The 12,249-nt window shown below is 45.3% G+C and carries 9 protein-coding genes and 1 pseudogene; 7 read left to right on the forward strand and 3 right to left on the reverse strand.

The window, feature by feature from the left end; translation table 11 throughout:
- Positions 1-339 precede the first annotated feature (339 nt).
- Positions 340-2,271 carry a response regulator gene (locus JGK14_RS31505; RefSeq protein WP_325315900.1) on the reverse strand — a complete coding sequence of 644 codons (1,932 nt, stop codon included), beginning with the start codon at positions 2,269-2,271 and terminating at the stop codon, positions 340-342.
- A gap of 445 nt (positions 2,272-2,716) precedes the next feature.
- Complete coding sequence (locus JGK14_RS31510; RefSeq protein WP_293175564.1) at positions 2,717-4,003, reverse strand: chemotaxis protein; 1,287 nt, start codon at positions 4,001-4,003, stop codon at positions 2,717-2,719.
- Positions 4,004-4,429: 426 nt separating this feature from the next.
- On the opposite strand from JGK14_RS31510, the gene JGK14_RS31515 reads away from it, so the two are divergent.
- From JGK14_RS31515 to mrdA, 4 genes are all read left to right on the forward strand, one after another.
- On the forward strand, positions 4,430-6,973 hold the full coding sequence (locus tag JGK14_RS31515; RefSeq protein WP_325315901.1) for a hybrid sensor histidine kinase/response regulator: 2,544 nt from the start codon (positions 4,430-4,432) through the stop codon (positions 6,971-6,973).
- Between the two features lie 71 nt (positions 6,974-7,044).
- Positions 7,045-7,410, forward strand: a complete 366-nt coding sequence (locus JGK14_RS31520) for a four helix bundle protein (protein ID WP_293189812.1) — start codon at positions 7,045-7,047, stop codon at positions 7,408-7,410.
- A 117-nt stretch (positions 7,411-7,527) separates the two neighbouring features.
- The gene (locus JGK14_RS31525; protein ID WP_293175844.1) at positions 7,528-8,214 is read left to right on the forward strand and encodes an N-acetylmannosamine-6-phosphate 2-epimerase; all 687 of its coding nucleotides are present in this window, start codon (positions 7,528-7,530) and stop codon (positions 8,212-8,214) included.
- Positions 8,215-8,574: 360 nt separating this feature from the next.
- Positions 8,575-10,392, forward strand: coding sequence for a penicillin-binding protein 2 (mrdA, locus tag JGK14_RS31530; RefSeq protein ID WP_325315902.1), 1,818 nt, complete (start codon positions 8,575-8,577; stop codon positions 10,390-10,392).
- Between the two features lie 364 nt (positions 10,393-10,756).
- On the opposite strand, the gene JGK14_RS31535 is transcribed toward mrdA, so the two are convergent.
- A complete protein-coding gene (locus tag JGK14_RS31535) occupies positions 10,757-10,984 on the reverse strand; it encodes a hypothetical protein (RefSeq protein WP_293208670.1) in 228 nt (75 codons plus the stop codon).
- Between JGK14_RS31535 and JGK14_RS31540 the strand changes: the two genes are divergently transcribed.
- From JGK14_RS31540 to JGK14_RS31550, 3 genes and pseudogenes are all read left to right on the forward strand, one after another.
- The gene (locus JGK14_RS31540) at positions 10,983-11,312 is read left to right on the forward strand and encodes a pentapeptide repeat-containing protein (RefSeq protein WP_293214196.1); all 330 of its coding nucleotides are present in this window, start codon (positions 10,983-10,985) and stop codon (positions 11,310-11,312) included. The genes JGK14_RS31535 and JGK14_RS31540 overlap by 2 nt on opposite strands.
- Before the next feature lie 12 nt (positions 11,313-11,324).
- Positions 11,325-11,660 (forward strand): annotated as a pseudogene (locus JGK14_RS31545) (pentapeptide repeat-containing protein); the annotation flags it as partial.
- Positions 11,661-11,790: 130 nt separating this feature from the next.
- Positions 11,791-12,249, forward strand: a 459-nt coding sequence (locus tag JGK14_RS31550; protein WP_293214198.1) for a pentapeptide repeat-containing protein, incomplete at its 3' end; no start/stop codon positions are given.

Consider the following 12,249-nt stretch of genomic DNA (forward strand, 5'->3'; position numbering starts at 1 on the left):
CTGTCAACTGTCAACTGTCAACTGTCAAACGATTTTGGATTTTGGATTTTGGATTTTCGATTGGGGATTGAAGATTTTTGATTGTCAACTGTCAACTGTCAACTGTCAACTGTCAACTCTTCCTTCTTCCTTCTTCCTTCTTCCTTCTTCCTTCGTGTCAACTGTCAACTGTCAACTGTCAACTGTCAACTGTCAAACGATTTTGGATTTTGGATTTTGGATTGGGGATTGGGGATTGAAGATTTTTGATTGTCAACTGTCAACTGTCAACTGTCAACTGTCAACTCTTCCTTCTTCCTTCTTCCTTCGTGACAACTGTCAACTGTCAACTGTCAACTGTCAACTGTCAACTGTCAACTGTGTCAGAGCAAGTTTGTGTCGGAGTTGAGTCCGCTCCAAACGATTCAGGATGCGAGCAATTAATTCCGGTTCCACGATCGGCTTATTCACGTAGTCATCAGCACCCGCGACAAACATTTGACGCACTATTTCCGACTCAGAATGAGCAGTCAAAAATAGCACGGGAAGCTTGCTCCAGCGCAAATCGTTCCGCACCGCCAAACACAGCTCGATACCACTATAACCAGGCATCTCCACATCTAAAATTAGTAAATCTGGACAAGTGGTTTCGAGTACCTCCCAGAACTTTTCGGGCCGCTCTAATGTTGTGACTTGCAATCCCCAAGGTTGTAGAATCATTTTCAGCGCAGCCAATAGATGCACATCATCGTCTACTACCATAACTTTGGCTTCAGCAGCGCCTGTTTGATCGAGAACCTGGGCGACTGATTTGAGTATATCTGCTGGGGAGATAGATTTGTGTAAAAAGCCGGAAGCTCCCAAACGAGCAACTTCAATTCGATCGCTCAATTGATTGTTCCCGCTAAAAATCATCACTGGAATATCAGGTTTTTCAGTGCGGAGCTCGGCTAGGAGAGTAAGTCCGTTTTCCTGAATTCTGGAAAATGTCAAATCCAGTAAAATCGCGTCGGGAGGCTGTTGAGAAATCGCGCTTCTTGCGGATTGCCCAGATGTGGCAACTTCTATCTCAAAGCCCGAACCGGATGCTGCTGCTTTTAGTCGATCGCTCTGCAAAGTATCATCATCAACGATCAGAATGCGGCGCTTTTTGGAAACCGCAGTAACCAGCTCGCTTTCAGGTTCCGGCGGGCGATCGAATATCTGTTTGAGCAAATGCAGAAATTCCTCAATCTGCTGAGCAATCCCCGGTTTAAAGATGTTTTGGGCCTTGAACAACTGTTCGATCTTGCGCGCAACTTCCGAACCTTTCGGCAGCCCTAAAGTTCCCAAAGAACCGACTAATTTGTGAGCTTGCTCCTGGGCTTCCCGCCGCAGTTGGTTGTCCAAGGTTCCGGTTTTCAGTTGGGCGATCGCGCGATCGAATATCACCACCTTTTCGATAAAATTAGCTTTTAACTTGCCCCGAATTTCCGCAACCACACTCAGGACTTGGAGGCGGCGCTCATCGTTGCTTAATTCCTGGCTGTGTGCGATCGATTCAGCAGGTACATTTTCTTGACTTTTAGCAGTTTCTGCCGTATCCCGGGCAACTTTTGGACTCTCAATCTCCTCCGGCAGACTTTTGAGCCGGTAGCCCAATCCATACACCGTTTCCACTAAATCTACAGTCATCCCGGCTGCTTTCAGCTTGTGCCGCAGCCCCTTGATATGAGCGGTAACGGCTTCTTCCTGAGGAAATTCGCCAGCCGACCAAATGCGATCGAGCATGGCACTGCGGCTGAAAATGCGCCGGGGATTTCTCAGAAAAAGTTCCAGCAGATTGTACTCTTTGGGAGTCAAATGCAGAACTTTTTCGCCATAAGTTACTTCCGTAGTATCCGGGTTGACTTGCAGTTTTTCCCAAGTCAAACTTGTACTCGACAAACTTGCCTTACCCCGGCGCAGCAAAGCCCGAATTCGAGCAATTAATTCTTGGAGATTAAAGGGTTTGACCACATAATCGTCTGCACCCGCTTCTAAACCTTGAACTCTATCGTTACTGCTATCTAGCGCTGTCAGCAATAAAATCGGCATTTGGCAGCCGGACGATCGCAATTCCCGACACAAACTAATACCGTCGAGTTTAGGAATCAGCACATCCAAAACAATCAAGTCGTAATCGTAGGCTTGTGCCAACTGCAAGGCTGTTTCGCCGTCTTCCGCCGTATTCACATTGTAATTATGAGCATTCAGCGCTCTGGTCAGCAAATTGATTGTAATTGTGTCATCTTCTACTAGCAAAATTTTCATAAGCCTAGCCTGTTATTTGACCAATTCTTGTGACTTTAAATCAAAATCTTGTGATGCAAATAGCGTTGCCTAACTCTTAATTTATTCGTATTAACCTCCTTCAAACAAATAGTATTGTGCAAATTGTAAAATTGTTACTTTTTATTTTTTCAGACCAACCGCCCCGACGATTATGAAGTTCTTGAAACACGAGCTTTTTTCCAGATATCACGACGATAACTCAAGGCGTCTTCCTTTTTCCTTCTCCTTCTCCTATATAGCGGTTCTCAAGCGTAGTGAGTATGCCCTGTTTGGCCGATGCCTCATGCCCCATGCCCCATGCCCCATGCCCTATGCCCCATGCCCTATGCCCTGTTTGGCCCATGCCCCATGCCCATTCGTACCTCATATGAGAGCTAGAAAGGCTATACATATCGAAAAGTTAAATCAGATGAGCCCTAGAATTTTAGGGCTTTTTCGACTTCAGCGCCTGCTGAATTTTTTGAATCAGATATTGCGATGAATCTTGCTGCTTAACTATATCTTCCCATTCAGAAATTTCAGCTTCAGCGTCTTCTAAATCTTTAACTAAAGAATGAGCAACAACACTTTTTTTAACTCCCAAATTTTCTTTAATGGCGGTCGGTGAATTGAAATCTTTTTCCGCTATTAATTCCTCCAACTCTAACAAAGCCATTTCCGCACGATCGATCTTGATGGTCACCGATTTAGCTACATTAGCACCCGCTCTTGCTGCCTCCGTGAGTTCGTGAACCCGAAGTTTAAATCGGCTGGCAATTTGCTCGATTTGGGTCCCCAATTCAAAAGTTTTACTTGCCAGTCTGCCAATTTCCAAACTCACCTTGCTCAGACCGCTGGGCTGATTTCCCATTTGATTGGTAACTACAGCCACCTGTACTGCTAAATGCCTGACTTGTTCGATCGCCTCCCCGATGGTTCGGGAAGTGCGGTTAACCGTTTCTAAATCATTAGCTATTGCTTTGCTAATACCCAAAATTTTCTGTGTATTATTGCAAATAGAATTAGCACCTTGAAAAGTAGCTTGAAATGCTTGGCGGCCTTCTGAAGAAATTAACTTCGCAATCCTCACAAATCGCTGATTTATTTGAGAAATTTCTTCAGCTTGTTTGACCAGTGTCACTTGCTCGCGACTCGGAGTATTCTGCAATACTTGGGCTTGAAGGTGTTGGGATTTTAGCAACTCCTGGCATTCATAAAATTTTGCCTGTTCTTGTTGAATGATTCCCATATATTTCTGTCTTTCTACTCTGTATTTTTGAATAAGCTTGTTAGCTTGAGCTAAAATTTTAGACTGGGCAATCACCAGAGTCCGAACGTCCAAAAGGCGGAAACTCTGATTGTCCATTACCACAATAATTGGTTCATAAATTAAATCTTTATGCCTGTTGAGAGACGCTTGTACGGCATCCTCAACTTTCCAGTTTTCCTCCATCAGCAAAGGCGGTATTCTCATAAAATCTAACAAGGCTCGAATCGGATGCTGACCGTAAATTTCTACGCGATCGGGGAGACTCATTTGTTCTCGAAATTTGACGCGAGAAATCATGCCCAATACCTGTGATTCGTGAGTAATAATCACTCCCGGTAGGTCTGGTTCTTGCTCGAATCTTTGAGCCACTACCTGTCCTGGAGTTGCAGCACTGACTTGGAAGTGGTGACACGGCAGATGTCCGATCGTGAAATCGGGGGTGAGTTGAGTTGGATTGCTCATTTACCCGGATAGTGTTAAGTAGAAGTTAACAAATTATATATTGATATTATACTGGATTAAGATTGTTTAAAGTAGTCAGCAACCCAGTCTTAAAAGAACTGAGCTTGTAAGAGTAATATCTCGCAAGCTGTGTTGACCAGCCTCAGCCTTAACTGGCTACGTTATTTGAGTCACGACACCGCAGAAAAACGGATACAAGCGCGCGACTTAAGTTGCGAGCAGCCCAAAATCTTAGCTCGAAGTTCCTGCTCCGGTGATTCACGAAGCTGCAAGTAAATCTAAAATCTAAAATCTAAGATCTAAAATCGACTGACTTCTTTGATCTCAAGTCTTTTGGAGCGGCCCCGTCTGCTGCGCCCCTGGTTCCCTCCCCAAAACAGCGGCATTCATATTTTGTCCTTTAAAACAACCGGGAAAATACCTAGATTGAAACCAAAAACCTTAAATCGAACTTTGCCGATCGCAACCTTTGAGGCTGCTTACCAGTTGTTACAGCAAATGGCTGAACTCCCGGGGGCGATTTGGCTCGCCGACGATGCGATCGCCAATCCTGAAAATGGGGAAGGAAACTCGTCCCAAAGGTTTGCAGCAGTGGTATCAGCTCGGTTTAGCGCGCTGCTGCGGGGCGAGGCATTAGATGAGTTGGGAACAAACGGACGCAAACACAGTGAAAAACATCTCACTTCGCAATTAAATGTGGATTTGACTTTCGATCCAGGGGCGATCGCCAAATTCCTCTCTCCCCTCGCAGACAAACTCGCAGAAATAACGCCCGCACCGCCAAGACAAATTGACATTCGCGCCCTCAAACAAGCAATTAACAACATACAGCCGAACTCGGCAATTTTACAAAGCGAATTTACCCTAAATTTGCTGGATCTTCTCGCTACCGATGCCAGCAAAAACAGTCCCCCGCCCCTACAGATCCCAACAGAAATAGAGGGAAACTCAGCGTTAAAACCGATCGCTCCAGAAACGCTACATCACCAGATTGCCGAAGCCGTCAATCACTTACAAATTGCCAGTCCCTGCATTTCATTTTGTCAGTCTGTGGAAGATGCTTTGCAGCAGCAGCTAGAACAAGAGCGACTTTTGAATCAGGTGACAACTCAAATCCGCCAGAGTTTGGAATTACCAGTAATTTTGTCAAAAGCAGTTTCGAGAGTGCGAGAGTTTTTGGATGTCGATCGCCTGTTAATTTATCAATTTGAAAAAGTGCCAGCCCCCCACCATGCCGAATTAGGTAAAGAAATACCTATGGCGGTTTCTGGCGAAGTCAAAGAAAATCCCGGTTCTTACTTGTATTTAGGTCGCGTTACCTACGAAGCTTTAGCCAGCGATGCTATCTCGTCTGTACTGGATTTTAGTGAAGGCGCCCAGTGTTTTCCCGATGGAGTCATTGACAGAGAGAAATATCGCAAAGGTTTGGCTTTGTGCGTCACTGATGTGGAAATAACTTACTCTTCGCACTCTTGTTTTTTAGAGTTGATGCGGCGGGCGAAGGTGCGGGCGAAGTTGCTAGTACCGATCGTAGTTCAAGACGAATTGTGGGGGCTGCTAATCGCCCACCAGTGTACTGTGTGCGAGTGGGAAGAAAGCAAAAAAACATTTTTGCGGCAAATAGCAGAACATTTGGCGATCGCCATTTACCAAGCCGAACTTTATGCAGAAGTCCAGCAGCAAAAGTGTACCTCTGAACAGCGCGTCATAGAGCGAACGCAAGAACTGCGCGATGCCCTTGCTACCGCCCAGTCTGCCAGCCTCGCCAAAAGCGAATTTTTGGCAGCTATGAGCCACGAATTGCGGACTCCCCTCACCTGCGTCATCGGCATTTCGGACACGCTGCTGCGGTGGTCTTACGGCAAAGTTGGCACCAAAGAAGTACCAATTGCCAAACAGCGACAGTACCTGCAAACTATCCGGGACAGCGGCGACCACTTATTAGAATTAATTAACGATATTTTAGATTTATCGCAAGTAGAAGCAGGAAAAGCAGTATTAAAAATTAGTGAATTTTCAATTTCTAAATTAGCTTCTCAGAGCCTGCACGCCTTCAAAGAAAAAGCTATAGCTAAAGGCGTGGAACTCGTGCAAGAACAGCGGATCAAACAAGAGTGCGATCGCTTCACCGCAGACCCGCGCCGCTTGAGACAAATTCTGTTCAATCTTTTAGGAAATGCGATTAAATTTACTCCCGAAGGCGGGCGAATCGTCCTGCGAGTGTGGGTGACAGAAGATAAAACTCGGACGCCAGCAGTGCGACAGCCCGGTACTGCACCCCCAGGTAGCACCGCTGTTTTTCAAATCAAAGATACCGGCATTGGAATTCCCGAAGATCAGCGATCGCTCTTGTTTCAAAAATTCCAGCAGTTAGATTCCCCATACCGCCGCGAATACGGCGGCACCGGTTTGGGATTGGCATTAACGAAACAGTTAGTAGAGCTTCACGGTGGCGCGATCGAAGTCAACTCTACAGTTGATGTTGGCTCTACTTTTACAGTTTTTATACCAATGCAAACTAAAAGCAAAGATGAATCCACAAAATTCAAATATGAAAAATCGAATTCATCTTTACCGCTGCACTCTTCCTCCTTGCGGGGCAGCCTCGTCCTCGTAGAAGAAGATGAAGAAACTGCCATGCTGATTTGCGATATCCTGACAGCCGCAGGAATGCAGGTAGTGTGGATGATTGAAGGCTCGGCGGCGGTAGAACAAATTGAACTTTTGCAGCCCAATGCTGTGATTGTGGATATGCGTTTACCCGGGATGAACGGCTGCGAAATAATTCAACAACTTCGCCAAAAACCCGCTACTGAAAATCTCAAAATTCTGGCTTTAAGCGCTAAAGAAATTCCCGCAGATGAAATATCTTTTGTGACGGCGGGAGCTAACGATTGTTTGGCTAAACCGATTCACCCCGAGCAATTGCTTGACAAAATTCTTTCTTTAATGGCCGGGATTAATGGATAATGGGGCATGGGGCATGGGGCATGGGGTATGGGGCATGGGGCATTTAATATAATTGAGTTTTTGAGGTAATTATGGGAAGACCTGATTTTGAGGAATTAGAGGTTTATAAGTTGGCGGAAAGTTTGGCGAATCAGATTTGGGAGATTGTTAAAAAATGGGATTACTTCACAAAAGATACGATGGGCAAACAGATAGTTCGGTCTGCTGATAGTGTCTGTGCTAATATTGCTGAAGGAAGAGGTCGTTATAATGATCAAGATAATCGGCGTTTTGTAAAAATTGCCAGAGGCTCTTTGTACGAAACCGTAAACTGGTTAAGATTAGCCTATGCTAGACACCTTATCACCAGCGAAGAAGTAAGCAAATTCAAACCAATTGTCGATAAATTACTACCAAAACTTAACGCTTATTTGAGTTCAATAGGACACAGGGAATAAATCACAAAAAAAGCCCAATGCCCTGTTTGCCCAATGCCCGATGCCCCCTGCCCAATGCCCGATGCCCAATGCCCAATGCCCGATGCCCAATGCCCCATGCCCCATGCCCCATACCCCATGATTAACTGTCAAATTCCTACAGGATTAATTGTTTCTTGTCAAGCACCTGCTGATTCGCCGCTGCACGATCCGATCGTGATTGCAGCAATGGCTCGCACCGCCATCAATCGAGGGGCATCGGGCGTGCGGATTGACACCCCGGCTCACGTTGCAGCGGTGCGACAACAGGTATCGGCTCCCGTAATTGGCATTTGGAAGCAGCAATTGGCGGGATGCGAGATTTACATTACTCCTCGGTTTGAAGACGCACGGGCGATCGCACTTGCAGGAGCAGATATTATCGCCATTGACGCGACTTTGCGAAACCGCCCTGCTGGCGAAGACTTAAAGACGTTAATCGATCGCATTCACAAAGAATTAGGGAAATTAGTCATGGCGGATGTAGATACTATAGAATCTGCGATCGCCGCTGCTGAAGCTGGTGCAGATACTGTCGGTACTACTCTTTTTGGCTACACACCCCAAACAGAAAGTTTCTCGCCGCCCGGATTTGATTTGCTAGCGCAAATGGTAGCAAAGCTCAAGATTCCCGTTATCTGCGAAGGCGGAATCTCTGGGCCCTCCATGGCTCAAAAAGCATTGAATTTAGGAGCAACGGCTGTTGTTGTCGGTGGAGATATTACTGGAATTGATATTAAGGTGACAGCCTATGCGTCGTTCATTCAGTTGACAGTTGACAGTTGACAGTTGACAGTTGATCTGTTGTAGGGGCAGTGCCCCCGTGAGAGCCCTCTTAGTTGACAGTTGACCGCTTGAGGGCAACCTCTACCTGGAAGTCCGAGGATTGGAGTAATGAATCGTCTGATTTTAATTTCTACGCCAAACCCAGAGGCTTTCAAGCAATTATTTATGCTAATAGGAAAATAAATAGGAAATTGTAGAACAAGAACTGTACGGGATTTTACGTATTTATGTATCTGCCAATAGGCATATTTATGTCGGTCACTAAAGAGCTAAAAGTTGTCATCGCTGTATCCTCCCCGAAATAATCCGGATGAGAATTAGATCTGCCTGTTAATTCAATCAAAGAGCAGATTAATTAATATGGCTAGCGATTTTTCTTTTAACTCTAAAGTCCGATTAAACAAAAATACCTCGGACAATCCTGCACAGCAACGGAGTCGATCGCTCCAAGTGATGATTTTTATGCTGATCGTCACTACATTAGTGACGATGCCGATGTTTCGTCTAGCCGAATTGCAACTGGTACAGGGAGCCTACAACCGACAGCGGGCGGAAAATAACCGCATTCGCCCTGTCTCAGTCGCAGCGACTCGCGGTCAAATTTTAGATCGCAACGGCAAAATTTTGGCGGCGAACCGCGTATCGCGATCGGTGTATTTGTGGCCAAAAGAGCGATCGGCAAAGGATTGGCAAGAAGTCGCGGCTACACTGAGCCCGATCGTCAAACTTCCCGCCACCGAAATCATCAAAAAAATCGATGTAGCCGGCTACAAATCAGCCCTGCCAGTGCGAATTAGTAAAGATATCGATGTCGCTACTTTCGTCGCTTTGGGAGAACAAAGCAATACTTTGCGGGGAGTTGAAATTCGCGTAGAATCGAGCCGCGACAATCCCAACCAGCAATTAGCAGCTCACCTTTTGGGGTACGTCGGTGAAGCTACTTTAGACGAATTAAAAGCTAATCCTGCATATCCAATGGGGATGATCGTCGGTCAAATGGGAGTTGAAAAGTTAGCCAATCCAACTTTAGAAGGCGTTTGGGGGAACCGTTTGATCGAGGTGAACGCTAAGGGCGAGGAAATTCAAGATTTAGGCGTAAAAGAGCCTATTCCCGGCAAACCCGTGCAGCTAACTTTAGATTTAGATATGCAAAAAACTGCCGAAAAAGCTTTGGGCGATCGCCTGGGTGCCGTTGTAGCGATCGACGTGAAAACCGGAGCGCTTTTAACAATGGCTAGTTGGCCGACATTTGACCCCAACATTTTCACCCGCAAGGTGACTCAAACAGAATGGGATCGACTGCAAGGGCCAGAAAAACCATTTTTAAATCGGGCAGTTCAAGGCTATCCAGTCGGCAGCACTTTTAAGATTGTAACTTCTGTCGCCGGCATAGAATCGGGCAAGTTTTCTCCTGACTCGACTTTAGTATCATCTTCTTCAATTACGATCGGTGGCATTTCTTTCAACGAACACGGCGCGGGTCAAGGTGTTATCGGTTTTCGCGATGCTTTGGCCTTTAGCAGCAATACATTTTTCTATCAAGTAGGCATGGCGGCAGGCCCGGAACAAATGTCGAAATGGGCGTCTAAAATGGGCATTGGCGGGACGATTAATTTAGATATTTTGGGGATAGACGGTGCCAATCACGGTCAAGTGCCCACGCCAGCAGAGAAAAAGAAAATGTACAAGGAAGATTGGTATGTGGGCGATACCGTCACAATGGCGATCGGTCAAGGCTTGGTACTTTGCACACCCCTAGAATTAGCAGTTATGCTATCAACAATTGCTAACGGCGGTTCGCGAGTGCAGCCGCACTTGTTGGCATCTCAAACCAATACACCCCTCACGAAAAAAATCCCCACAGGAATTAAACCTTCTACTTTAAAGGTGATTAAAGAAGGATTGATGGACGTGGTGAAAAAGGGTACAGGCCGCGGTCTGAATGACGGTACAATTCCTTTAAGTGCTGGCAAGACAGGGACTGTGGAAATGCCAGGTCATCCTGACAATTCGATGTATGTGGGTTTTGCTCCCGCTGACAAGCCGGAAGTTGCGATCGCAGTTATAGTCGAAGGCGGAGGATTTGGTGCCGTCTCGGCCGCACCAATTGCTCACGAAGTATTTAAAACCTATTTTCAAAAACAAGGTTTTAAACCTACTAACAAGCCTTTCAAATAATAATTGATATTATAGCGAATCTAGCTCTCATATGAGGTATGTTGTTGGGCTTGGGCCCTATACGTCTAAGCGGTTATCGAGCTGTCAGTTATACCTCATCTTTTTGAGAAAGGCTATATGCCCTGTCAATTACGCTAAAAACCGTTTCTAGTGAAGACTTTAGTCACACCGTGTCAATTATCAGCCCTAAAAATGGTTTGTAGTGAGGAATGCAAGTCCGCATCCAAATCCGAGGACTGAAGTCCTCACTACAAACCAATCTTATTATGGTCGTTCGACGGGACATGATATTAATTCTTGACTGCTGACTGTTAATATTTTGTCAAGTAAGGTGCTCCCGCGCACCTTACTGTTGTCAATGCACTCAAAAGTTTTCTCCAACCAATCGTCTCACCTCCAAAGTCGATAAATTCATCATTTGCGCCACCTGTTCCAGATTCATCCCAGAATTTAAAACTTGAGTTAAGAGCGATCGCAAAGCTGACTCCGCTGCCAGCCGCGCTTGCTGTTCTTCCTTGTGAGCCTTCAAAGATTGAGTTATTTTAGTAGTATCAACATTTTTATTCTCAACAGATTCTAGAAATAAAGTCATGAACGAAGAAGAAGAAGCAGAATGGATCAGAATATGCAACAGTAGAAAACAGGTGTGGTTAGAAGAAGTGCTCAGGCGCTATGAGGCAGGGGAGAGAGACTTTTCTCTAATTCAAGTGTACTTGAGCGACGAGCAATCTAAGGAGCGCTACTTAAGTGGAGTGAACTTGAGTGGAGCTAACTTCAGGGAAAGTGACTTGCTACATCTGGTTTTGTACGGACAAGGAATCAATTTTAGTGGCTCAGATTTGAGCGACCTTGACTTGGCCCGCGCACATTTTGAAGATGCGGATTTGAGTGGGGCTAACCTGAGCGGAGCTTGTCTGTAGCGAGCTAACTTTGGCAGAGCGGATTTGACTGGGGCGAACTTGACTCAGACCGATTTGCAGGAGACTAAGTTTTACGACGCGAATTTGAGTAGAGCAAACTTAAGTGGAGCCGAGATGATTGAGACAAGTTTTGATGATGCTAACTTAACCGATAGTGATTTTAGGAATGCTAAGTTTAAAAATAGAGTTAGTTTTTCTCGAGCTGACTTGACGAGAACTAACTTTTTTGGCACCAAGTTGGATCTGGATGAAATTAGAAGTCACAAATCTGAAATGGCTATTTTTACAGATGCTCACTTTAAAGATACCATCATGCCCGATGGTACTATTGGGAACAGTGAAGACTAATTCATAGCTACTATGGCATGAGTTGATAAAAAATTGCTCCCGAAGTAAGTATTTGCTAGTTTTAAAACATTAAGCTATTTTAGTAGAATCAACATTTTTATTATTGTCAACAGCTTCGAGGAATAAAGTCATGAACGAAGAAGAAGAAGAAGAAGAAGAAGAAGAAAAACGAGAAGCAGAATGGATGAGAATATGCAACAGTAGAAAAAGGTTGTGGTTTGAAGAAGTGCTGAGGCGCTATGACGCTGGGGAGAGAGACTTTTCTCTAATTAAAGTGAACTTGACCGGCGATCAATGTAAGGATGGTTACTTTAGTGGAGTAAACTTGAGTGGGGCTAACTTCAGGGAAAGTGACTTGCAACGGCTAGTTTTTTACGGACAAGGAATCAATTTTAGTGGAGCAGATTTGAGCGACCTCGACTTGGCATACGCGCATTTTGAAGATGCTGATTCGAGTGGGGCGAACCTGAGCGGAGCTTGTCTGTGGCGGGCTAACTTTCGCAGAGCGGATTTGACTGGGGCAAATTTCAGCAGAAGTGACTTACAGGAAACTGGTTTTCACCTAACTAATTTGAGTAGATGCAAATTT

Origin of the sequence: Microcoleus sp. PH2017_28_MFU_U_A (genome assembly GCF_020738035.1) — a bacterium.
Taxonomy (GTDB): Bacteria; Cyanobacteriota; Cyanobacteriia; order Cyanobacteriales; family Microcoleaceae; genus Microcoleus.